This is a genomic window from Streptomyces sp. NPDC044044, assembly GCF_056434405.1.
This window is the reverse complement of sequence record NZ_JBWKFG010000007.1, coordinates 173,593-195,611: the sequence shown is the minus strand read 5'-3', so window position 1 is coordinate 195,611 and position 22,019 is coordinate 173,593. Positions and strand designations below refer to the sequence as shown.

Annotated in this window: 23 protein-coding genes; 16 read left to right on the top strand and 7 right to left on the bottom strand. The window is 68.3% G+C overall.

The features are described from left to right. Positions 1 to 308 precede the first annotated feature (308 nt). The gene (locus tag AC07AG_RS26445; protein ID WP_478758232.1) at positions 309 to 1,274 is read left to right on the top strand and encodes a hypothetical protein; all 966 of its coding nucleotides are present in this window, start codon (positions 309 to 311) and stop codon (positions 1,272 to 1,274) included. Here AC07AG_RS26445 and AC07AG_RS26440 read toward each other — a convergent pair. Then, complete coding sequence (locus AC07AG_RS26440) at positions 1,174 to 1,893, bottom strand: hypothetical protein (protein WP_478758771.1); 720 nt, start codon at positions 1,891 to 1,893, stop codon at positions 1,174 to 1,176. The two genes, AC07AG_RS26445 and AC07AG_RS26440, sit on opposite strands and share 101 nt — an antisense overlap. A gap of 337 nt (positions 1,894 to 2,230) precedes the next feature. Between AC07AG_RS26440 and AC07AG_RS26435 the strand changes: the two genes are divergently transcribed. Continuing rightward, positions 2,231 to 3,055, top strand: a complete 825-nt coding sequence (locus tag AC07AG_RS26435; RefSeq protein ID WP_478758230.1) for a FadR/GntR family transcriptional regulator — start codon at positions 2,231 to 2,233, stop codon at positions 3,053 to 3,055. A gap of 132 nt (positions 3,056 to 3,187) precedes the next feature. Here the strand turns inward: AC07AG_RS26435 and AC07AG_RS26430 are convergent, their stop codons facing one another. After that, complete coding sequence (locus AC07AG_RS26430) at positions 3,188 to 3,457, bottom strand: hypothetical protein (RefSeq protein WP_478758228.1); 270 nt, start codon at positions 3,455 to 3,457, stop codon at positions 3,188 to 3,190. On the opposite strand from AC07AG_RS26430, the gene AC07AG_RS26425 reads away from it, so the two are divergent. The 4 genes from AC07AG_RS26425 (at position 3,456) to manD (ending at position 7,769) form a co-directional block, all read left to right on the top strand. Next, a complete protein-coding gene (locus tag AC07AG_RS26425; protein WP_478758226.1) occupies positions 3,456 to 4,640 on the top strand; it encodes an ABC transporter substrate-binding protein in 1,185 nt (394 codons plus the stop codon). The genes AC07AG_RS26430 and AC07AG_RS26425 overlap by 2 nt on opposite strands. After that, positions 4,640 to 5,608 carry a carbohydrate ABC transporter permease gene (locus AC07AG_RS26420; RefSeq protein WP_478758224.1) on the top strand — a complete coding sequence of 323 codons (969 nt, stop codon included), beginning with the start codon at positions 4,640 to 4,642 and terminating at the stop codon, positions 5,606 to 5,608. Before AC07AG_RS26425 ends, AC07AG_RS26420 begins: the two co-directional genes overlap by 1 nt. Beyond that, entirely contained in the window at positions 5,605 to 6,489 is an 885-nt protein-coding gene (locus tag AC07AG_RS26415; protein WP_478758222.1) for a carbohydrate ABC transporter permease, read from the top strand. The genes AC07AG_RS26420 and AC07AG_RS26415 overlap by 4 nt, the downstream gene beginning before the upstream one ends. Before the next feature lie 65 nt (positions 6,490 to 6,554). Then, the gene (gene manD / locus AC07AG_RS26410) at positions 6,555 to 7,769 is read left to right on the top strand and encodes a D-mannonate dehydratase ManD (protein WP_478758220.1); all 1,215 of its coding nucleotides are present in this window, start codon (positions 6,555 to 6,557) and stop codon (positions 7,767 to 7,769) included. 38 nt (positions 7,770 to 7,807) lie between these two features. On the opposite strand, the gene AC07AG_RS26405 is transcribed toward manD, so the two are convergent. From AC07AG_RS26405 to AC07AG_RS26395, 3 genes are all read right to left on the bottom strand, one after another. Continuing rightward, positions 7,808 to 8,539: a hypothetical protein gene (locus AC07AG_RS26405; protein ID WP_478758218.1), complete on the bottom strand. Its 732-nt coding sequence runs from the start codon at positions 8,537 to 8,539 to the stop codon at positions 7,808 to 7,810. Positions 8,540 to 8,541: 2 nt separating this feature from the next. Then, positions 8,542 to 9,144, bottom strand: a complete 603-nt coding sequence (locus tag AC07AG_RS26400; protein ID WP_478758770.1) for a hypothetical protein — start codon at positions 9,142 to 9,144, stop codon at positions 8,542 to 8,544. Between the two features lie 240 nt (positions 9,145 to 9,384). Then, positions 9,385 to 9,735 (bottom strand): SH3 domain-containing protein, encoded by a 351-nt coding sequence (locus AC07AG_RS26395; RefSeq protein WP_478758216.1) that lies wholly within the window; start codon positions 9,733 to 9,735, stop codon positions 9,385 to 9,387. Positions 9,736 to 10,002: 267 nt separating this feature from the next. On the opposite strand from AC07AG_RS26395, the gene AC07AG_RS26390 reads away from it, so the two are divergent. Further along, positions 10,003 to 10,800, top strand: a complete 798-nt coding sequence (locus AC07AG_RS26390; protein WP_478758214.1) for an inositol monophosphatase family protein — start codon at positions 10,003 to 10,005, stop codon at positions 10,798 to 10,800. A 399-nt stretch (positions 10,801 to 11,199) separates the two neighbouring features. After that, positions 11,200 to 11,709, top strand: a complete 510-nt coding sequence (locus AC07AG_RS26385) for a hypothetical protein (RefSeq protein ID WP_478758212.1) — start codon at positions 11,200 to 11,202, stop codon at positions 11,707 to 11,709. On the opposite strand, the gene AC07AG_RS26380 is transcribed toward AC07AG_RS26385, so the two are convergent. Beyond that, entirely contained in the window at positions 11,673 to 12,758 is a 1,086-nt protein-coding gene (locus tag AC07AG_RS26380) for a hypothetical protein (RefSeq protein WP_478758210.1), read from the bottom strand. The genes AC07AG_RS26385 and AC07AG_RS26380 overlap by 37 nt on opposite strands. Before the next feature lie 186 nt (positions 12,759 to 12,944). On the opposite strand from AC07AG_RS26380, the gene AC07AG_RS26375 reads away from it, so the two are divergent. The 3 genes from AC07AG_RS26375 to AC07AG_RS26365 all read left to right on the top strand — a co-directional run bounded on the left by AC07AG_RS26375 (position 12,945) and on the right by AC07AG_RS26365 (position 16,153). After that, positions 12,945 to 13,724, top strand: coding sequence for a PTS sugar transporter subunit IIAB (locus AC07AG_RS26375; protein WP_478758208.1), 780 nt, complete (start codon positions 12,945 to 12,947; stop codon positions 13,722 to 13,724). A gap of 32 nt (positions 13,725 to 13,756) precedes the next feature. Further along, positions 13,757 to 15,319, top strand: coding sequence for a PTS ascorbate transporter subunit IIC (locus AC07AG_RS26370; protein ID WP_478758206.1), 1,563 nt, complete (start codon positions 13,757 to 13,759; stop codon positions 15,317 to 15,319). Between the two features lie 156 nt (positions 15,320 to 15,475). Beyond that, the gene (locus AC07AG_RS26365; RefSeq protein WP_478758204.1) at positions 15,476 to 16,153 is read left to right on the top strand and encodes a DUF4232 domain-containing protein; all 678 of its coding nucleotides are present in this window, start codon (positions 15,476 to 15,478) and stop codon (positions 16,151 to 16,153) included. A gap of 11 nt (positions 16,154 to 16,164) precedes the next feature. On the opposite strand, the gene AC07AG_RS26360 is transcribed toward AC07AG_RS26365, so the two are convergent. Next, positions 16,165 to 16,854, bottom strand: coding sequence for a GntR family transcriptional regulator (locus AC07AG_RS26360; RefSeq protein WP_478758202.1), 690 nt, complete (start codon positions 16,852 to 16,854; stop codon positions 16,165 to 16,167). A 459-nt stretch (positions 16,855 to 17,313) separates the two neighbouring features. On the opposite strand from AC07AG_RS26360, the gene AC07AG_RS26355 reads away from it, so the two are divergent. The 5 genes from AC07AG_RS26355 to AC07AG_RS26335 all read left to right on the top strand — a co-directional run bounded on the left by AC07AG_RS26355 (position 17,314) and on the right by AC07AG_RS26335 (position 21,957). After that, positions 17,314 to 18,096 (top strand): MHYT domain-containing protein, encoded by a 783-nt coding sequence (locus tag AC07AG_RS26355; protein ID WP_478758200.1) that lies wholly within the window; start codon positions 17,314 to 17,316, stop codon positions 18,094 to 18,096. 71 nt (positions 18,097 to 18,167) lie between these two features. Next, on the top strand, positions 18,168 to 20,627 hold the full coding sequence (locus AC07AG_RS26350; protein ID WP_478758198.1) for a sensor histidine kinase: 2,460 nt from the start codon (positions 18,168 to 18,170) through the stop codon (positions 20,625 to 20,627). Beyond that, positions 20,617 to 21,042, top strand: a complete 426-nt coding sequence (locus AC07AG_RS26345; protein WP_478758196.1) for a roadblock/LC7 domain-containing protein — start codon at positions 20,617 to 20,619, stop codon at positions 21,040 to 21,042. The genes AC07AG_RS26350 and AC07AG_RS26345 overlap by 11 nt, the downstream gene beginning before the upstream one ends. Further along, complete coding sequence (locus AC07AG_RS26340; protein WP_478758194.1) at positions 21,039 to 21,410, top strand: DUF742 domain-containing protein; 372 nt, start codon at positions 21,039 to 21,041, stop codon at positions 21,408 to 21,410. Before AC07AG_RS26345 ends, AC07AG_RS26340 begins: the two co-directional genes overlap by 4 nt. After that, positions 21,391 to 21,957: a GTP-binding protein gene (locus AC07AG_RS26335; RefSeq protein ID WP_478758192.1), complete on the top strand. Its 567-nt coding sequence runs from the start codon at positions 21,391 to 21,393 to the stop codon at positions 21,955 to 21,957. The genes AC07AG_RS26340 and AC07AG_RS26335 overlap by 20 nt, the downstream gene beginning before the upstream one ends. Positions 21,958 to 22,019: the final 62 nt, after the last annotated feature.

Sequence of the window (22,019 nt, the reverse complement as noted above, 5' to 3'; positions counted from 1 at the left end):
GTTCAGAGATCTTCCTTGAGTGGCTGTTGCCCGGTTGAGTGTGATCCAGCTACCCGACCTCATTGAGCTGGCGTCGGGCGCCCGAGCAGCCTCCGCCCGACGGTGTTCGCGCCAAACGGTCGGGTGCTGCTTTGTTCGTCCCATGGAAAGACCAGCGAGTTTCTTAATAGATGCCATGGTGAAGTTGTACTTACGGCAGGGTGGACCGCATGTTAAGACGAAAGCGGCCAGTCCAGAGCCGTGCGATCTCAAACCGCATGCGAACTGTCTTTCGAGGAATCGACGGACAGCAGCTGACAAGTAGGGATGTGGCGCTGCACTATTCAGCTAGCCTCATCGAGGATGTGCCACAGAGGGCGGGGGTGAAGCTGGTTTCCGCGAGGAGGATTTCGCGCTCACGATTCCACGTAGGACTTTCCACTGACGGAATTGGACTCACGGATATCACCAAGCGTGCGGCGCTGGTGTCCGACACGTTACTACTCACTCACCAGGAGGGCGAAATTCGCCACACTCTGGGAGAGCGAAACTTTCCTGGCACCAACAATTCACGCATGGGCGGTGCCCCGGTCGGCGCAGAGGTAATTGAATATGGAATCTACTGCCCCAACCTTGAACGGCTTGGCGAATGGATCATTGGCGCTGAGGAAATGCTCAAGATGGGCCTCGTTTGGTACCTTCCAAATTACTGGGTGAAGTCACGCACGTATCAGGGATCTTCCATGCCGATTGAGGCCGTCGACTATCTGATCCGTGATGGGCGGGCTGTGGACGCTTCCGGGGCTGAGCCGATCAAGAGCCAAGTGGTTCGCCCCATCATGCAGATGGACCTTCCCTTCATCGAGGGTGTAGATCTGACCACCTTCAGCAAAATCACAGCGGAAGAGTTCGACTCATATATTGCTTTCCGTGGCTTCCTTCAAAGCAGCCTACTGGCGATGGACGATTCACTGAATGCCGTCCAGTCGGAGCGTGAACTCCTGCGGCTCGGTATGGAGATCAAAGACCAGGTGCGTTCGATGCGATTCGAAATGCAGAAGGCGCGAAGGAAGGGGGCTGTCGCCTCAAGTGGCGCCTTGATCGGATCCGTTAGCACGATTCTCGTGGCCGTCTACGGGCCTGCTTTGCAGGCAGCCATCGCCGCTATTGGCGCATCGGGCGGGATGTGGTCCATCATCCACTCTGCCGCAGAAAATAACACCCGCCATCTCCGTGAGGACAAGTGGTACTACGTGTGGGCGCTGGCCAAGAAGAGCGACGCTGGCACCCTTTGATCTGGCCCTGATCGGACCCCTGGTTTCTACCTGCTCCTTTCGAGAGCACAACCCCGGCCGGAATGGCGCGCTGAGAAACGAGAGCCTGAATACACGGATCGAACGTGCGGCTCTTCTTCGCCCGGGTCAGCGCGCTTGCCACCTGACCGTGCAGGTAGCGGCCATGACGAAGACGCTGAGCAGGCAGCTCGAAGACAAGCAGTGATCCGCCCTCCTGCCGCCGCAGGCCCGAACTCAACAGCAACTGCACGAAGCTGGTGTTGCGCAGCTCAACCCTCGACTTCCATCCAGAAACCGGCACCCCGCCACGAGTGTGCCCGCGCAGGCCGACGTCCGACCACAAACCCCAGGTCCGCGGCGCCAGCCAAGAGACCCGTGCGCTGACCGAGTCGACGGCCCGGTCCTCGCGCCGTGCCGCATCGATCGGCAACGGGAAGACCTTCGCCCACCTGAACAGCTTGGTGTACGCCGCCACTTCCCGATTCCATTTGGTACCGCTGATGCGGCACGAATTTTCCGGAGCCCTGCATCTCCAGTGCCGAAAGTCCCGCAGATCCTGCCGCGACGCATCCCGCCAGGCCACCCCGCGCGAGGACAGAAACGTCAGCAGTATCCGCATGTCCGCCGCGTAATTTCGCCTCGTCTCCCTTTCCAATAGCTGGAACTCGGCTGACCGAACAAAATCCAGCAGTTCCCGGTCCACGACGCACTCCGGGGTTAAGAAGACGGGATCCCCCGGCCGCAGTCCGATCCCGGCCACCGCCTCCGGCAAGTCTCGTACCCCTAGGACGCCCTCCGTCGGCAGGGCCCCCACCGCCCTCGATCCGGCACCCACACCACACGCCACTCACGCAACGGACACCCTCCCTGATGCTTGAACACGCCCAGTCATCAGGGAAAGCGCCAAGATCACCACTACCTGGGATGAGGGCAAGGCCCCGCTGTACGCTGCGACCATGCAGCCGTCCGCGTCCTCCTCGTCACCAGGTTCCACCCAGCCGGGCCGTCTCCCCGAAACGGCTGAGCGCGGCCTGCTGACCGAGCGGATCGCGCGTCAGCTGGAACACGAGATCCGCTCCGGTGAGATCGAGGTCGGGGCCAAGCTGCCCTCCGAGCGTGACCTGGCGGCCCAGTTCGGCTCCAGCCGCAACGTCGTGCGGGAGGTGCTGCGGCGCCTTGAGGCGCAGCACCTCATCGAGGTCGCTCCGGGGCGCGGATCCTTCGTACGTGAGCAGACTTCGGGCCAGGCCCGGGGGTATGACGCGCTGTACCGTGCGGGCCGGCCCACGGTCCGTCAGCTCATCGAGGCACGGCTTCCGTTGGAGGTCGAGATGGTCCGGCTGGCCACCCGGCTGGCCACGGACGAGGACATCGCGGTGATGCGGGGCGCGTGCGATGCCCTGGAGTCGGCCACGGACGTCGTCGTCAAGGCGCAGGCGGACATGGAGTTCCATGACGCGATCGCGGTGGCGAGCAAGAATCCCGTACTGCGGATCATGCTGTCGTCGATCAGCGGAATGATGTTCGAGATGATGCTCCGCTCGAACTCGGATCCCTCGATCGGGGAGCCCGGTGTGCCGCATCACCCGGAGATCTTCGAGGCGATCGAGGCACGTGACGAGGAGCTGGCGGCCGCGCGCATGCGGGAGCACCTCATGCTCGGACTGCGTACCTACGGCGCTGATCTCGATGTGCAGGTGGACATCATGGCGCGCAACCACATCGAGACGCTGCTTGGCCAGGCGGAGGTCCGACGGGCGGGCGGCAGGGCGGGGGAGTAGCCGCCGGACGCCATCGGTCAGCCTCTGACCTGCAGTTGAGGGCTGTGTGCGGCACGGCTCGTGGCGGTGGGCGTGACCGCTTCGTTGTGTGGATCTTTCTTGCGGGGGCTGTTGGGGAGCCTCCGCATGCTGCTACGGTCCTGCCAGATTCCAACTGGTCCTACCAGTTGGACCACTCTTGAACCGCGGTGGCAACCACTGCTGGAACTGCTGGCACCGCGGGTTCAGGAACATCCCAAGCACAGAGACGAGGACAACGATGTCCACGAGCAGCCAGCCCTTGAGTCGGCGCTCTTTCGGCAGGTTGGCCGCAGGCGCGGCGGGAGCCATCGGCGTGGGCGCATCGGCCGCCTGCTCGCCGCAGGGCACAAGGCCTTCGGCCCGCAGCCCGTTGCGGATCATGGCGATCAACCATGTGTGGTCGCAGGCGATCAAACGCCGGACCAAGGAGTTCGAGGAGCGGATCGGGCGCCGGGTCTCGATGACCCTGCTCACCTCGGATCAGCTGTCGAGCAGCTACAACGTCAAGCTCAACGCATCGGGCACCGACGTGGACGTCATGATGGTGCGCGCGCTGCAGGAGCAACTGGTCTTCGCGCACAACGACTGGCTCGCCGACCTGACCGACCGGGTCGAGAGCGACAAAGAGTTCGCCTGGGCGGACTTCCAGAAGGCACCGCGCGATGCGTCCCTGGCGGAGGGGAAGATACTGAGCGTCCCCGTGGTGACCGAACGTCCCACGCTGTACTACCGCAAGGATCTCGTCGAAGGGCTCGGCGGCCCGCCCCGCACCCTGGACGCGCTGATGTCGGCCGCGCTCGAACTCACCGCGAAGAAGAAGGGGTTCTACGGATACGTCGGCCGCGGGCAGCGCAGCGGTGCCGTGTCCCAGTGGTCGAGTTTCCTGTACTCGTACGGCGGCGACTTCCTCGTCGACGGCAAGTCCGCCATCGGGAGCCGCCAGGCGCTGGCCGCCTACGAGTACTACGGCAGGCTCCTGGGCACGGCGGGACCGCCGGGCGCGACCAACATGAGCCTCGAACAGGCCATGCCGATCTTCGCGCAGGGCAAGGCCGCGTTCTACATAGACGCCGACGCCATCTACAGCAACTTCCTCGACCCGAAGATCGCGACCCCCGCCGTACGGGAGTCCGTCGGGTTCGCGCCTTTCCCCGCGGGCCCGGCCGGCGCCAAGCCGCACAACATCCCGTCCTGGAGCCTTGGCATCAACAAGTTCTCCCTCCTGCGCGACGACGCCTGGGAGTTCATCAGGTGGGCCGCGGGGCCGAAGATGTCCGCCGCCCTCCAGTCGGACGGCATCCCCGGCGCCCGCAGTTCGGTGTGGGCCGACCGCCGGACTCTCGCCGCCTTCCCGCCGGATCTCGCCGAGGCGATGCGGGTCAACGCCGAACGCGGTCTGGGCTACGACCGGCCGCGGGTCCTCCAGGTCGGCCGGGCCAGGGACATCGTCGGCAGGCCGCTGGTCGCAGCCATCCTCGGCGAGTCCGTACGGCCCGTCGTACGTGACGCCGACGCGGAGTTCGCCGAGTTCCTCGTCCGCGACAACCGCCACAAGGAGTCCTGATGGCCGCCACCGAGGTCTCCCCGCCCCACGCCGACACGCGCTCGTCGACGCCCCGTCCGGGCACGCGCCGCACCCGCACTCCCCGCACCTTCGAACAGGCCAACCGGCGGCTGAAGTGGGCGATGCTCGCCCCGGCGCTGCTCTTCGTCGGCCTGATGATCGTCTTCCCGCTGGCCTTCACGCTCGACCTCAGCCTGACCGACGCGTTCGGCGCGGTGAACGCCGACAAACGCCACATCGGCCTGCAGAACTTCACCGACGCACTGGGCGACACGCGGCGGTTCTGGCCGGCCGCACGCCGCACCCTGGTCTTCACGGTCGGCGCCGTGATCCTGGAGACGGTTCTGGGACTCGCGCTCGCGATGCTCATGCGCAAGCCGTTCCGCGGCATGCGCCTGGTCCGCACCGTCCTGATCATTCCGCTGCTCGCCACCCCCGTCGCGATCGGCATCCTGTGGCTGCTGATCCTCGACCCCACCAACGGCATCGCCAACCACCTCCTCGAAGGCCTCGGACTGCCCCGCCAGGAGTTTCTCGGCTCGGTGAGCCAGTCACTGCCGATGCTGATGCTCATCGACGTATGGCAGTGGACGCCGATGATGACGCTGCTTCTGCTCGCAGGCCTGAGCACGCTCCCCGAGGAGCCCGAGGAAGCGGCACTCGTCGACGGCGCCAAGGCCTGGCAGCGCTTCCGCCACGTCGTCCTGCCGATGCTGGGCCCCACGCTCGCCACAGCCCTCGTCCTGCGTGCCGTCGACGCGCTCAAGACCTTCGACATCCTCTACGCGACCAAGGGCGCGGGCGGCGGCTCCGACTTCGAGGTGGAGACGCTCAACGTCTACGCCTACGGCCTCACCTTCGACTACCAGGAGTACGGCCTTGCCGCAGCCGTCCTGGTCCTGTTCACGCTGTTCATCATCGGTGTCGTGGTCGTGCTGCGCCGCCGCGGAGGAGGGAAGAACGCATGAGTGCCACCGCCACCCCCGCGACCCGGCCACCGGTCACCACACAGCCCCGTGGCCGCAAGACACAGCCCCGCGGGCGCCGGAAGTGGACGTGGCTGCGCGGGACGGCCATCACGCTCGTCACGCTGGTCTTCGCGCTGCCGCTCGTGTGGATGTTCGCCGCCGCGTTCAAGACCAACGTGCAGGTGACCGACCCCAGTGTGGGCCTGTGGTTCAAACCCACCCTCGACAACTTCCGCAGCATCGTGGAGGCCGGACAGATCGTCCGCTCCATGGGCAACTCCCTGCTGGTGGGCGTGATTTCCACGGTGCTCTCCGCCGTCATCGCCGTGCCCGCGGCGTGGGCCGTGGGCCGGTTCGCCATGCACCGCACCGGCTCCGTCATCCTGGTCGCACGCATCGTTCCCGCGATCTCGCTGCTCGTGCCCTGGTACTACCTGTTCGCGCAGATGGGGCTCGTCGGCTCCTACACCGTCCTCGTGCTCAGCCACATGTTCGTCTCCGTACCGCTGATCATGTGGATCATGATCAGCTTCTTCGCCGGGCTGCCGGTCGAACTCGAAGAGGCCGCGCGCACCGACGGCCTGAGCGCGTTCGGCGCCTTCTGGCGCATCTCGCTGCCGCTCGCCGCCCCCGGCACCGCGACCGCCTCGCTCCTGGCGTTCGTCTTCAGCTGGAACAACTTCATGTTCGCGCTGGTCTTCGCCGACGACCGCACCCAGACGGTGCCGGTGACCCTCTTCAACTTCATCTCGTACGCGAGCACCGACTGGGGCGGCCTCATGGCCGCCGCCACGCTCATCACCGTCCCCGTCGTCATCGCCGCCGTTGTCGGACAGAAGTATCTGGTGGCAGGCCTGACGTCGGGCGCCACCAAGGGCTGAACAAGCCCCCCACCGCCGCCCCCACCACCCCCATCGCATCGCACCGCACCGGAAAGAGCACCCGCATGAAGATCGTCGACGCGAAGGTCGTCGTCACCAGCCCCGGCCGCAACTTCGTCACCCTGAAGCTGACGACTGACGACGGCCTCACCGGCCTTGGCGACGCCACCCTCAACGGCCGGGAACTCGCCGTCGTCAGCTACCTCACCGACCACGTCGTACCCCTGCTCACCGGCCGTGACCCGCACCGCATCGAGGACACCTGGCAGTACCTGTACCGAGGCGCCTACTGGCGGCGCGGCCCCGTCACCATGGCGGCGATCGCCGCCGTCGACGTCGCCCTGTGGGACATCAAGGCCAAGGCGGCGGGCCTCCCGCTCTACCAACTCCTCGGCGGCGCCAGCCGTGAACGCATCCGTACCTACGGGCACGCGAACGGCCGTGACATCCCCGAACTCCTGGACTCGGTACGGGCCCGGCTCGCCGAGGGCTACCCCGCGGTGCGCATCCAGTCGGGCATCCCCGGCTTGAAGGCCGTGTACGGCGTGCACAGCACCGAGGACGACGGCTCGCCCGTCCTGCACCAGCAGGCCCGCCCTCTCGTGGAGGACTGGGACACCGACGCCTACCTGCGCCACACACCCACGGTCTTCGAGGCGGTCCGCGCGGAGTTCGGCGCCCAGCTCCCGCTCCTCCACGACGCGCACCACCGCCTCACCCCGATCCAGGCCGCCCGGCTCGGCAAGGACCTGGAACCGTACCGGCCGTTCTGGCTTGAGGACTGCACCCCGGCCGAGAACCAGGAGGCACTGCGTCTGGTCCGGAGCCGCACCTCGACACCGCTGGCCATCGGTGAGGTCTTCAACACCGTGCACGACTACCAGGCCCTGATCACCGAGCAGTTGATCGACTACGTACGCTCCGCGGTGACCCACTTCGGAGGCGTGACCCCGCTGCGCAAGCTCTTCGATTTCGCCGCGCAGTACCAGATCAAGAGTGCGGTGCACGGCCCCGAGGACATCTCCCCGGTGGGCATGGCCGCGGCCCTGCACCTGGACCTCGCGGTGCACAACTTCGGAATCCAGGAGTACTCGGGCCACACGCCGCTCACCAACGAGGTGTTCCGGCACGCCTACACGTTCACGGACGGCCACCTGCACCCGGGGGAGGCCCCGGGCATCGGCGTGGAACTGGACGAGGACCTGGCGGCGGCCCACCCCTACGAAGCGGCGTATCTGCCGGTCAACCGCTTGCAGGACGGAACCGTCCACGACTGGTGAGCCGAACTCGCGGGCGGCCACGCGGAGGGATGGCGTGGCTAGGCGGGCACGGGGGGAGTGGTGGTGGCCTGGGTGACATCACCCACCAGCTCGACGACCTCCGGCCCGTAGGCCTGCGAGTCGACGACCCGGAGGAGTTGGCAGAAGGACGCACCCTTGTAGGTGCTCGCCAGCCGCGCGTGGTGGCGCGAGAGATAGCGTGCGGCGGCGTGGTTGGCGTTGGAGTGCTGGCCGCAGATGAGAAAGATCGGCCGGGATTCCTGCCCCTCGGTGCGATCCACCAACCGTGCCAGGAGCACGTGTTCGGTCCTGCCCCGGTCCATGCGGTAGACATCACCGCCGATGTCGAAGGCTCCGCAGTCCGGCCCCGACGAGGCAACCGTGTTCATCGTGAAGCCCGGCAACAGGTTCCGCAGGTGTGCCGCCATCCGGCTGTTCGACACGGGGCCACCTATACAGAACTCGGTCGTCTCGCCCAAGCCCCGCCGCGCCATGTCATGCGCGACGATCTGCACATTCGCCTTGCACTCCTTGATGAGCATGGACAGTTCGAGGAGCGCGAACACGTCATGCCGGGCGACGGCCCAACGGGCGTCCCCGGCCTTTCCGTTGACGACCAGCAGGCACTCGGAGTCGGGAGCGAGTCCGAAGAAACGCTGCTTGCGCACGAGGGCCCGGCGCCACAGGTAGGTGCGGGTGAACCAACCGAGGCCGGCGCTGATCCCTGAAGCCGCAATGCCCAGAAGGATGTTGCGCACGTCGTCGTTCATGTTCAGCAGTCTCCCGTGCGACTCGTGCGACTGCTCACCGCGAACTTGTAGCTCGGAACGGTCACCGTCCCCTGGCCGCCTGCCACACCGGGGGGTTCGTAGTCGTCGCCTTTCGACCTGGTGCGCTCAACGTGCACGCACACGGTCGCCTTCGCCCCGGAAGCAGTGACGGTATAGAGGGCGTCGGACGCCTCATTGGCGGCTGCCGGGGCGGCATCCACCCCGTGCTGCGGGGCGTCACCGCCGCCGTGCTCGACGACCTCGTCCTCGATCATCGTCGCGTACTCGTCGTCGAATCCGCTGTCGTCACCGAAGATGTCACCGAAGCGGGAACTGCCGTCCAAGGCCGTCACGGCCTGGCCTGCCGCGGAGGTCAGTTCGTCATCGCTCCACTCGACGCGGTCCGAGGTGCCCATCAACTGGACGGTGGTGAACACTCCCACCCCCGCCATGCTGAGGAGCACGACGCGGCCGACGGCGAAAGCGGCATCGGGGAGTTCGGGCGCCGACGGATTCAGGGCATGCCGCACCGCGCGCACGCGGGCCTTCGTGATGCACGCCATGCCTACCAGTACGGCAGCCAGCGCGAAGCCGAACACAATCATCCCCGTCACCCACGAACTCCCGCCCCCGTGCGCGCCTGTCGACGCGGATCCAAGCAGCCGCGGTATCCGGCCGCGCAGCACACTACCCCGGCAACTTCACCGTCCTGCTTGCATGGCGGGAGGCAGCCGATTTCGGGCAACTCCCCGAGGTCCGGGACCGATGCCGGGGCGCCCGGAGTCCGCTGACAGCGCTCGGCGCCGCCAGCGGACCCATGGGAAGACTTGTTCCCGCAGGGGCAACTACACGTAGACGACGCAGACGTTGGGAACGTAGCCCACGGTGCCCTTGTAGTTGATCTTGCGCCAGCCGTTGTACTTGTCGATCCCGCACGCGTTCGTGTACGAGCCGCCGGTGGTGCCCGAGATGTCGCAGCCCTTGGCGCCCTTGGGCCACGTGCCGAGGATGGTCGACTTGGTGGTCGCCGACTTGCGTATGTTCAGGGTGCTGAGCGACTTGAGGCTCTTGCACTTCGCCGCGGCCGTGGTGGCCGCGGTGCCGCTCTGCGCGGTCGTGGCGGCGGAGGCCGCCGGTACGAACCCGGCCAGCGACAGAGCCGCGACGACCGCAGGAACGATGAGACGCTTGTTCAAAGGGTTGCTCCAGTTCTGGTGTGCCTGTGCTCGCGCCCGAAGGCGCGGGACGATCTTATGTGTACCTGTCAGCCGCACCGGCACCCCGGTGGGGGCGCCAGAGCCACCGGACCTGCCGCCCGGCAGCGGTAGCCGACGCGTCAACTGGACTCATGTCGCAGCGAGTTGCCCTCAACGTCCTGACACGGGTGTGTCGTAGGCCGGGATGCGCCGAGTACTGAGGGTGGGGGAGCGGCGCGAGCACATCGCCCCGATACTCTGCATGCCGTGATCAACTCCATTGCGAGTCTTGACGATGCCGATGTGGCGATAGCTGCGGCGCGTGCCGGCGCGGAGGCCGTGCACGCCAGGTACGGGCAGCGGCTCACCCGTATCGACAAGGGCGAAGGGGACTTCGCCACCGATGCCGACGTGGCAGCTGAAGAGGCGATCCTCGGCGTCATCCGTGCTGCGCGGCCCGACGATGCGGTGCACGGCGAGGAGGGAGGACGGCAGGGTGCGGCCGACGCGGAGCGCCAGTGGTTCGTCGACCCTCTGTGCGGCACGCTCAACTACGCCGTCGGCAACATGCTGGTCGCCGTGAACGTGGCCCTGCGCAACGGTCCGGCCGCAGTGGCCGATCCGTTCAGCGGCGAGGTCTTCTTCACCGACGGCACGACCGCCTGGGTTCGGCGCGACGGGAGCGACACGCGGCTGGCGCCGACGGCTGCCACGCAGTTGGTGGACGTGAACCTGGACCCGCCCTTTCCGAGCGCGCCCGGGTTCCGGGCTGTGGACCTGCTCGCTCACCCCGGGTTCGTCGCACGGTTCCGGCCGCGGGTCGTGTCCACGACGCTGGCCCTGGCGTGGGTCGCGGCAGGCAAGCGCGCCGCATACGTCACCGACGGCGGTGACCTGGCCGAGAGCGTGCACTTCGCCGCAGGCATCGCCCTGTGCCAGGCCGCCGGCTGTGTCGTCACCGGAGTCGACGGCGCGCCGGTCGGGCGGGCGGGCCGTGGGATCGTGGTGGCCGCGGACGCCGAGACTCATGGGCTGCTGTTGTCGATGATCCGTGGTCGAGGCTGACAGAAGCGGATGAGCGCGAACGAGATCAAGGGTGTGGCGTCGCCGAACGCGTAGGGCTTTCCAGCCGGGCCCTCGTCCGGCGGTTGACCGAACGGTTCGGCATCAGTCCGGGACAGGCGGACGAGGCGGCGGGAGCATGCGCGTATCGGGTAGGCTGCGAGAGATCTTTTGCTGAGGTGGCGGCTTCCGTGAGGATTCTGCGTCGTACATACCTTCGGCTAACACATCCCTCATGTGTTGGCTTGAAGTGAGGTGCGTGACTTCGTAGATGTCGCCGCAATGGGGCGGCCACTCCACGACAAATCGAGACCCAGAGGGGCCCTCTTTCCCATGCGTATGACTCTCCGCGTTCTGCGCACCAGCATCATCCCCTAGCCGAAGCCGAGCAAGTGCGTCCTGGTGTCCACCTACGCCCTGGCCGACGGGAAGGGCTCGGCGAAGGTCTACAAGCTGTCGACGAACCCCTTCCAGGCCGACATCTTCGGCCGGGGCGCCAACCTGGGCACCCTCGACGCGAACGGCCGCTCGGCCGCCGGTGAAGACAGCGGCGTGCACATCACCTTGTCGCCCGACGGCCGGTTCAGCTCCTGGGTCGACCAGGTCAAGGAAGACCCCACCCCCGCGCCGGACCCGACGCCCACCCCGGACCCTGACCCGGAGCCCACCCAGGACCCGGTGCCGGACAACGACCAGACGCCTGCCCCGGACACCACTCCGGACGCCGCGCCCAAGCCTGCCGACGAGATCAAGCCCGCCGACGATGCCAAGCCCGGCTCGCACCGGGTGCGGTGGGACTCACTCGGTGCGGGCCTCGTCGGCCGGGTTCGCGCACGCGCGCCCGATGGCGTCGACGTGGCGCTCGGCGAGGCCGGTCACGTGCGCGGGAAGCTCGTGCTGCTGGTTGGCTGATGCGGCTCGCCGCATCTGGTGATCTCGGGATTGCCGGCCAGGATGGCCTCGCTGGTCTGCCAGAGCCTGGGCAGGAAACGGGTGACTTCTTCGGCCCGGTGGAGGAGGTCACGGCTGGAGCTGATGCCCAGGTCGGCGACGGCTCCCCGGAAGGCCGGAGTGCGGGACTCGTGCAGTTCGGGAGCGTCAACCGCCAGGATGGTGTGGCAGCGGGCGAAGGTCGCGATGATCCAGAAGACCGCCTCGCGGCAGTCACCGGCATCGATGAGGGCCTGGCTTCCGTCGATGGCGACCGGCCGTGCGGTGGGGGTGATGTCGCTGCTGAAGAAGAACGGGGTCCTCGCCACCTGAGCGGTGGCGTCGAACGTCACGGCGAGTTCCCACAGATGGTGCTGGACGTGCCGCGCGGACAGGTGCGAGCAGCCGAGGAGCCGCAGGAGTTCGGGGTACAGGCTGCGGTGGCCGTACTCGGCGAGAACCGTGCGCGCGGCCGGGTAGCGCAGGCGGACGGTGGGGTTGCGCAGAGCTGCGGCGAGCAGCACGTGGCAGGTCACGCCCGTGGAGAACAGCCAGGCGGTCACCTGCTCGTGGAACGGTGCCGAGGTGTCGATCGCCGCGAGACGGGTCTCGATCCGACGGCGGGCATCGTGGCATCGGCGCCGGACCCAGGGCTTGGCGGCGAAACGGGGCGAGACGTGTGTGTGGAGCCTGTGCAGATGGCCGGTGGGGTCATCGATGACCGTGTCGGTACGGAAGCTGCCTGCCAGGTGGTACGACGCGAGAACGTCATCGGCGGAGGCGAGCTCGGCCCAGGGGAGGTGACTGACCTCCAGGAGAGCGCCCTCGTAGCGGAGTTTCCCCAACTTGGCCGGCGGCTTGTCGGCGGCCGTGACGACGACGATGTCCACGTCGGAGGAGGACGGTAACTCGGCGTCGTCCGGCAGCCCGACGGTCGAACCGCTGAAGTACGCGCCCCGATAGCCGGCATCGGCTGCGGCGTGCCGGGCGACCCACTGGACTGCTGCGGAACGTGCCGGGCCGACCTTCACGGACGAATTCCCCCTCGTGACGAGTGCAGGTGCGGGTACAGGTGCAAGACCTTCAATGTTCCAGTGTGCTGCGGCTCGTGAGATCCGACGGGGCTCCTTCGGTCCGCACGACTCAGGTCTTTTGTCCCGTATCGCGGTTACCTTCGCAATCGCGACGACCCACCTGCGTGATCTAGGTTTGTCGTCATGGTGCAGCTCAGCGAATTCCTTCCCGTAGAGGCGATCCGGCTCGACGTCTCGGCTCCCGACTGGCAGGGGGCGATACGGGCGGCCGGTGACCTGTTGATCGCGAACGGCGTCAGTACCGATGCGTACACCCAGGAGATGCTTCGTACGGTCGAGGAGAACGGACCGTACATCGTCGTCGCGCCGGGTTTCGCGTTCGCACATGCCCGCCCGTCACCTGCCGTGCAGCGCACCGGCATGTCGTGGGTGCGCCTTGCCGGGCCGGTGCCCTTCCACCACGAGAGCAACGACCCCGTCGGCCTGGTGGTCGCGCTCGCCGCCACTGACGCGACGGCGCACACCGAGGCGATGGGCGCCCTCGCACGGCTGTTGGCCGACCCGGAGACGGTCCAGGCCCTCGACCAGGCGGCTTCCCCCGAGTCGGTGCGGCAGATCCTCTTGAAGGCCGAGGGGCAGGAACAGCCGGCCCCGAGTGGAGTCCGGGGGGCCGCGGGAGCGCAGAAGATCCTCACCGTGTGCGGCAACGGCGTGGGCACCAGCCTGTTCCTGAAGTCCACTCTCGACAACGTGCTCGATCGGTGGAAGTGGTCGCGTCACGTGACGACGGAGGCCACCGACACCATCTCCGCCAAGGGCAAGGCCTCCGAGGCCGTTGCCATCCTCACCTCGCGGGAGATAGCCAGGACGCTCGGCGACCTGGGCGTCCCGGTGCGCGTCGTCGAGGACTTCACGAGTGCGAGAGAGGTCGACGCGATACTGCGCGATCTCTACGACATCTGACCGACGCCCGCCGACTGTCCCTGGAAGCACTCATGAACGTACTCGTCGACATAGCCAAGTTTGTCGTCAATGAAATCCTCAGTGTCCCTGCCTACCTCATCGGCATCATCACGGCCGTGGGCCTCATCGCCCTCAAGAAGTCGGTCGGACAGATCGTCGGCGGTGCCATCAAGGCGACGCTCGGCTTCCTGCTGATCGGAGCGGGTGCGTCGCTGGTGAGCGCGGCGCTCGCCCCCTTGGGCAAAATGATCACCGGCGCGACCGGATCACACGGCGTCATCCCCACCAATGAGGCCATCGTCGGCATCGCGCAGGCCGAGTACGGTTCGCGCGTCGCGTGGCTGATGATCCTCGGCTTCTTCGTGAGCCTACTGCTGGCCCGCTTCACGCCGTTGTCGTACGTGTTCCTGACGGGGCACCACATGCTGTTCATGGCGACCATGCTGACCATGGTGCTCGCCACGGCGGGAGTCACTTCGTGGGTCGTGGTGGTCGTCGGCGGTGTTCTGCTCGGCATCCTGCTGGTGGCCATGCCGGCCTTCGCCCACCCCTGGACGAAGCGCGTCACCGGCAACAACACCGTCGCCGTAGGTCACTTCGGCACGGCCGGCTACATCGTCGCCGCGGTGACCGGCCAGGCCGTCGGCAAGAAGAGCCGCTCCACGGAGGAGATGAGACTCCCCGAGGGGCTGCGGTTCCTGCGTGACTCCATGGTGGCCACCGCCCTGTCCATGGGCCTGATCTATGTGGTGATGGCTCTCGTCTTCCTGGCCAAGGTGGGCAAGGAAGAGGCGTTCAAGGCCTTCGGCGGTACGGGGGCGACCGGGGTCGGCAACTATCTGATGTCCTCCCTCAGTCAGGGCCTGCAGTTCGGTATCGCGGTCGCGGTGATCCTGTTCGGCGTCCGGACGATCCTGGGCGAACTCGTCCCCGCGTTCCAGGGCATCGCCAAGAAGGTCGTCCCCGGCGCCATTCCGGCCCTGGACGCGCCGATCGTCTTCCCGTACGCGCAGAACGCGGTCCTTGTCGGCTTCATCTGCTCGTTCGCAGGCGGCCTGGTCAGCCTCGGCCTGCTCGCCGGGGTGTTCAACCCGGCGTTCGGCACCGCCCTGGTCCTGCCCGGTCTGGTCCCGCACTTCTTCACCGGAGGCGCCGCGGGAGTCTTCGGCAACGCCACCGGTGGGCGTCGCGGAGCCGCGCTCGGATCCTTCCTCAACGGCGTGCTCATCACGTTCCTGCCCGCGCTCCTGCTCGGCGTCCTCGGGTCCTTCGGCTCGGCCAACACCACGTTCGGCGACTCGGACTTCGGCTGGTTCGGCCTGCTGATGGGCAACGCGGCGAAGGCAGGATCGGTGGGCGGAATCATCCTCATCCTGCTGCTCGGCGCGTTCATCCTGATCGCGGCCGTCACCTGGCAGAAGAAGGTGGTGGACGCGGGCTGGGACCCGGGCGCGGCCCGCGACGTGTTCCTGCCGGCACAGGCCCGCACCGGCGGAGACGATGACGGGACGTCATCTCCCGCGGCTGGGCGCACCTATGCCAAGATCCCGGTCCCGTCCGGCGCACCGACGCCGCCGCCCCCGCCCACCGACTGAGAACCCGCCATGTGAACCCTGATCAGGGCAGTGCGCCTGCCTGCTCAGGGCCGTGCGCCTGTGACAGAACGAAGACGTGGCAGAAGACTGGCTGTAACTCGGTGCGCGATACAAATACTTCAGACCGCACGCACCGCGCTACCTCTGGGGAACACCGTGAAGCACACCCGCACCCGCATCGCCGCTCTCGCCGCCGTCGGCGTCGCCGCCACCCTTTCGCTCACCGCCTGCGGCGGCGACGACTCGGGGAAGGACTCGTCCTCCAAGGGCTCCTCGTCCTCGTCTTCTTCCTCCTCGGACGGTGGATCGAAGGCCTCGGACGGCGGCTCGGAGTCGGAGGCCGGCTCGGAGGCCGGTGACGCGAAGTCCGGCTCCGGTGAGGACACCAAGGCCGGCGCCGCGAGCGACGCGACGAAGACCGGCGGCAAGGTCACGTTCTGCAAGACGGAGGACCTGGCCATCGACGCCAGGGACGCCGCGCCCGACGAGACCTCCGGCAGGATCGACATCACCATGATCAACCGGGGTTCGGCCACCTGCTCGGCGACGGGCTTCGCGGGCGTCGACATCAAGGACGCCGACAACACCTCGAACCCCATCGAGCGCGGCCAGGCCCAGCCGCGCATCACCACCCTGAAGCCCGGCGACGCCGCCGTCTTCAACCTCGCCTACGACATCGACAACAGCGGCGAAAGCCTCGCGTCCCCGACCCACATCCAGGTCACGCCCCCGAACGAGACCCACACCGTGGACCTGGAGTGGCCGGCGAGCGCGGGCGACATCAAGGGCGCCTACACCGACGTCGAGGTCTACCCCACGCACACCACCAAGTAGGCACCAAGCGGTCACTGCTCACGCCGGCGCCCCAGATCAGTGACCGCCATCAGCCGGCCGTGCTGGTCGTGCACCAGGGTGCGCTGCCACGACCAGTCGCCGTCCTGGTCCGGAACCTCGGCACGGGACTCCTGTGCCGAGGGCCGGACGGCTGTAGGGCGGGCGGGACGCACCTGGGCGTCGAGCAGCCAGGCGTGGACGTCGCGCAGCGTGGTCGGCTCCGGTGGGCGGCCGGGCCGCGCGCGGTCCCTCAGCTGCGGCACGGAGGTCAACAGCGCCGACGAGAAGTACGACGTCGAGGTGCGGACCAGCGCGGACGTGCCGCGGTAGGCGCGATGGCGCAGTACCAAGGTCTGCAGGCCTTCGCCGAGTGAGAGCACCTTGGCGACGTCCGGCGGGACCCGCTCGTAGGTGAGCCGGGCCGTCGTGGCCACATCGGGCTTCTGCCCGGCGCCGCTTTCGGGGGCGGCGCGCAGAGAGTAGGCGAACGTGCCGCGCTTTCCCGTGTAGATGCGCCGCTGCTCCCGCAGCCTGCGCAGGGCGCGCCGCACGGTGTCGCGATGGACGCCGTACATCTCGCTGAGTTCCCGTTCTGAGGGGAGCCTGATGTCGGCGGGTCCCTGCGCCTCGGTGATCAGGTTCGTGATTCGGGCGGCTATTTCGAGGTACCGCGGCGTGGTGCGGGACTTCCGTTCGTCCATATTTCGAGCTTCGCTGTTTTCCCGGGCCCGAAAGCATGCCGAAAGTCATGGGGATACCCGCCGAAAGTCAGGAATTTCGATCCGAGGGCGTTTTGCGTCGGCGCTGCAGGTGCGTCCGCTTTATGCGGACCACACCTCAGTGACCTGCGTCATTCGTGGCCGTCGCCCTGATGTCCAGGGGCAGGTCCGGGGCCGGTCCGTGCTTCCGTGCGCCGGGCGGAGGTCCGCGCCGCGCGCCCGTCCCGGAAAAGCGCTGTTCCTCAGGCGTCCAGGGGGTCCGGCGCCGATCGGCCGCCCTTCGGTCACGCCGCTGCCGTGATGGGCTGGATGACCCGACGCGCGGGTAACCCCACTTTCCGTGAAGATGCATCGGACAGCCATGAATTCGTCCGGGATTTCAATGCAGTTGATCGTGCTAGCGTCCGTCGCTGCGCATTGAAGATCACGAAGGGAATTCCTGTGGCTCATCTGCAGCATTTCGGCGGAGGGTGGGTATCTCCCCTCCTCGCCTTTGCGATGGCCAGCATCGGCGCGGCCCTCGGACTGCGTTGCACCGTACGGGCGTTGGACCTGGAAGGCCGTGCGCGGCGCAACTGGCTCCTGACTGCGTCCGTCGCGATCGCCTCGGGCATCTGGACGATGCACTTCGTCGCCATGCTCGGCTTCCGCGTCGCGGGAACCCCGATCCGCTACGACATTCCGCTCACCCTGCTGAGTCTGCTGGTCGCGGTCGTCGTGGTCAGCGCCGGCATGCTCACCGTCGGGCACTACGCGCACGCCCGCTTCCGGGCGCTGACGCTCGGCGGTCTCGGCACCGGGTTCGGCGTCGCGGCGATGCACTATCTGGGCATGGCGGCCCTGCGCCTGGACGGCACCATCGGATACGACGCCACCCGCGTCGCGTTCTCGGTGCTGATCGCCGTCGCGGCGGCCACCGCCGCCCTCTGGGCCGCGCTGAGCGTGCGCGGCATCACCGGAGCCGTGGTCGCGTCCCTGGTGATGGGCCTGGCCGTCAGCAGCATGCACTACACGGGGATGAGCGCCGTGCGGGTCGCGGTGAGCGGCGATGGAGCCGTACTCCCCGGTGCGACAGCGATGGAGTTCATCTTCCCGCTCACGGTGGTGCTCGGTTCCTTCCTCTTCCTCACTTCCGCCTTCGTGGCGCTTTCGCCGACGGCACGCGAACGGGCCGACGCCGCCATGGCACGACCCGTCGAGGAGATCGAACTGCCCACCCGGTGAGGGCTGAGGGCACGTGCCTGCCCCTTCCCGGTTCCCCCTCCACGCTCACCCGCTGACTGAACGAGGCAACTATGCGCGCACGCAGCGCACTTGGCCGACTGCGCCCAAAATCCGTACGGGCGAAGATCGTGTCCCTGCTCATGGTCCCGGTGGTCTCCCTGATGGCGCTCTGGGCCTTCGCCGCCGTAGGAACCGCCCGAAGCGTCTCGGAACTGGCCCTCCTCAAGGACGTCAACACGACCTTGCTCACTCCGGTCGACGACGTGGTGAGCGCCGTGCAGGCCGAGCGATCCGCCGCCGCACGTGTTCCCGCCCAGGGCCGCTCCACGCGCGCCACCGCACTGCGCGAAGCGGCACGGGACACGGATGCGGCATCGAAGCGGCTGCGGCACGAAGTCGCCTCCGCGTCCTCGGAGATGGTCACGCTCCACCCGGAGCTCCCCTCCAGGATCCAGCGGTTGCTGACCGCGGCCGAGAACCTGCCGACCCTGCGGGAGCGCTCGCCCGTGGGCGGCGCCGCCCAGTCCGCGTACGCCACCGTCGTCGATCGCGGGCTCGCCGTCCAGAGCGCGGTCGCCGGATCCGGCCCCGCCGAAGTCGTCTCGCAGGCGCGGCTTCTGCTCGACACCGCTCGCGCCCGTGAACTGCTCACCCGTGAGGACGCCCTCCTGGGGGCGGCCCACACCGTCGGCGGCATGACCCGGGCGCAGCACGCCGAGTTCACCGGCGCCGCTCACACCCGCCGCGCGCTGCTGACGGCGGGGGCGAGCGAGTTGCGCCAACCCGACGAAGCCACCCTGCGATCGGTCCTGTCGAGCGGCGCAGAACGCGCCCTGCGGGCCGACGAGGACGCGGTCATCGGCTCGACCGCCGGGTCCTCGGCGGCCGACGCGGTCTCCGCCACCCGCTGGGACGAACACAGCCGCGCCGCGCTCGGAGCCCTGCAGCGTGCGGGCGGCACGGATCCCACGAGCGGGGCCGACCTCGATCCGTACTCCTTCGACAACCTTGGCGCGGCAGGAATCGCCGTCCTCCTCGGCTTCGCCGGAGTACTGCTCTCCCTGGTGATCTCCGTCGGCATCGGACGGGCGCTGGTGGTCGAACTCGTCGACCTGAGGACCGACGCCCTGCGCCTCGCCGGAACCGAACTCCCCGCCGCCATCCGCAAGTTGCACCACGGGGAGCAGGTCGACATCGAGGCGCCGGTGTCCGTCCGCAGGCACGGCGCCGACGAGGTCGGCCAGGTGGGCGCCGCCCTGGTCGCCGTGCACCGCGCGGCCCTGCGGTCGGCCGCACTGCGCGCGGAGGCCCTGCGGCGTGTCTCGGACGTCTACGTGAGCCTGGCCCGCCGCAGTCAGGTGCTGCTGCACCGCCAGCTCGCCCTGCTCGACACCATGGAGCGGCGCACGCAGGATCCCGCCGAGCTGGAGGACCTGTTCCGCATCGACCACCTCACCACCAGGATGAGGCGTCACGCCGAGAGCCTGATCATCCTGTCGGGGGCCTCACCGGGGCGGGCATGGCGCCATCCGGTGCCGCTGATGGATGTCGTACGGGCGGCCGTCGCCGAGGTCGAGGACTTCGGGCGGGTGGCGGTCCGGGAGATGCCGGGGCACCGGATCCCCGGTGGCGCGGTCACCGACCTCACCCACCTCCTGGCCGAACTCGTCGAGAACGCCGCCGTGTTCTCGCCCCCGCACACCACGGTCGAGGTGCGTGGAGAACAGGTCGGCACCGGCTTCGTCATCGAGATCGAGGACCGTGGCCTGGGCATGGGCGCACAGACCCTGGACGATGCCAACGCCCGCGTCAGGGACTCGGCGCGCATCGACCTCCTGGACACCGAGCAGCTCGGTCTGTACGTGGTCAACCGACTGGCACGCCGTCTCGGCGCCGCCGTGTCCCTGCGGCCCTCGGTGTTCGGCGGCATCACGGCGGTGGTCCTGCTGCCGCAGGAGCTGGTGACGGCGGAGCCCCTTGAGCAGGCGGGCAACGCGGAGGGCACGCTGCCCCGCCGAACCACCCGGCGGACCCATGCGGTCACCACGGCCTCGGCAACGGGCGCGCCCGAACCGCGGCCGGCCACCGCTCCCGGGCAACCCGCACCGGTGCCTGCCGTTCCCGGGCAGGGCGCACCCGGTCAGAGCGACCTGCCGACAGGAGCAGCGGCAGACGGGCCGCCCCCGGCCGCCCACGCGCTGCCGCGCCGCGTACGCCAGACGCACCTCACCCCCGAGCTTCAGCAGCCATCGGCCCAGCAGGCCGACCCCGCGCCCACGACGGAAAGGTCACCGGAGGACGCCCGCGCCACCATGGCCGCACTCCGCTCCGGGTGGGCCAGGGGCAGGCACTCGGCCGAGTCGCCCCCGTCGCCGACGGGCCGTACGCCACAGACGTATGACCTGGAACGTCCACAAGACGTGCCACGGCCACATGACCCGCAACAGCGCCGCCCCGAACCGTGGACGCCGTCCGTACCGACGCAGGAGCAGCAGATCCGTAACGAGGAGACGAACAACCATGACCGGTGACGTCCAGCGCAGCAGCAGCGAACTCAGCTGGCTCCTTGACGAGCTGCCCGGGCGGGTGCCGGAGGTCCGCCATGCCGTCGTGCTCTCCGCCGACGGCCTGGCGATCGGGGCCTCCTCCGGACTCAGCCGGGAGGACGGCGAGCGTTTCGCCGCCATCGCATCCGGCTTCCACAGCCTGGCCAAGGGAACCGGTCGGCACTTCGAGGCGGGCCCCGTGGTCCAGACGATGGTCGAGCTCCAGGGCGGATTCCTCTTCGTGGTCGCCGCGGGAGACGGCTCGTGCCTGGCCGTGTTCTGCACGTCCGACGCCGATCTGGGCCTGGTCGCCTACGAGATGGCCCGCTTGGTCAAGCGGGTCGGCGAACACCTGTCGGCACCTGCCCGCCACCCTGAAGAGGCGCCGTCCCAGACATGACCGGCGACACCCCGCAGTGGTACGACGACGACGCGGGACCCCTGGTCCGGCTCTATGCGATGACGCAGGGCAGGGCCCGCCCCAGCAGTGCCGCCTTCGACCTGATGGCAGTGGTGCACACGGTCCCTGACCTCGCGCCGCCGCCTCTCTCACCGGAACAGCGCGCCCTGCACCTGCTGTGCGAGCAACGGCCCCGGCCGGTGGCGGACGTGGCCTCCGAGTCCGGGCTCCCGCTGGGGGTCGTGCGCGTCCTGCTCGCAGATCTCCTCGCGGCAGGCCTGATCCGTGTCACGCCGCCCGTTCCGCCCGCCCGGATACCCGAACCCGACCTCCTCAGGAAAGTGATCGATGGACTCCGCGAGCTCTGACCACCTGCAGGCACTGAAGATTCTTGTGGCCGGTGGGTTCGGAGTCGGCAAGACGACGCTGATCGGCGCGGTCAGCGAGATCCGGCCGCTCAGCACCGAGGAGGTCCTCACGGAGGCCGGCCGTCCGGTGGACCGGCTGGACGGCGTCGGGCAGAAGACCACGACCACCGTCGCCCTCGACTTCGGCCGCATCACCATCGACTCGAACCTCGCCCTGTACCTCTTCGGCGCACCGGGACAGGACCGCTTCTGGTTCCTGTGGGACGAACTGGCGCAGGGCGCGCTGGGCGCCGTGATCCTGGCGGACACCCGACGCCTGGAACAGTGCTTCCCCGCGGTGGACTTCTTCGAGCGCCGAGGGCTGCCCTTCGTCGTCGCCGTCAACTGCTTCGACGGCGCCCGCGACCACAGCACCGAGGCGGTCGCCCAAGCGTTGGACCTCGATCCCGGAATCCCCGTGGTGCTGTGCGACGCCCGGACCCGGGTGTCCGGCAAGGAGGTCCTCATCGCGCTGGTGCGGCAGGCGGGCGGGGCGGAGGGGCTCTAGTCGGGGGAGTCCGTAGCCCGCAGTCCGTAGTTCGCAGTCCGGAGTCGCAGTCCGAACTTCGC